Below are 255 nucleotides of genomic sequence, written 5' to 3'. Positions count from 1 at the left end.
GGATATCGGCCCCACAGCACTGCGCCGCTGGGTCGATCAAGTGCAAAAAGAACGCTTGGGCTCGACCCCGGTAGGGGCCAAGGCGATTACTGCTGATCAACGAGAAATCCAGAGGCTCAAAGCTCTGATAAGAGAAAAAGACCTGGATATCGAAATTCTAAAAAAGGCCAGTGCTCTCCTGCTTTTGGACGCCAAAGATCATTCACGTTGATCGATGAGCTGGACGAGCGGTACGGCGTTAAAAGGTGTTGCCGG

General features: G+C 52.5%; 1 pseudogene. It reads left to right on the top strand.

What is annotated here, in order from left to right:
* Positions 1-211, top strand: a pseudogene (locus tag HCF10_RS31030) (hypothetical protein); the annotation flags it as partial.
* Positions 212-255 lie beyond the last annotated feature (44 nt).

Origin of the sequence: Pseudomonas sp. B14(2022) (genome assembly GCF_012030485.1) — a bacterium.
In the GTDB taxonomy this organism is placed as follows: Bacteria; Pseudomonadota; Gammaproteobacteria; order Pseudomonadales; family Pseudomonadaceae; genus Aquipseudomonas.
This window is presented reverse-complemented; position numbering and strand designations above follow the sequence as displayed.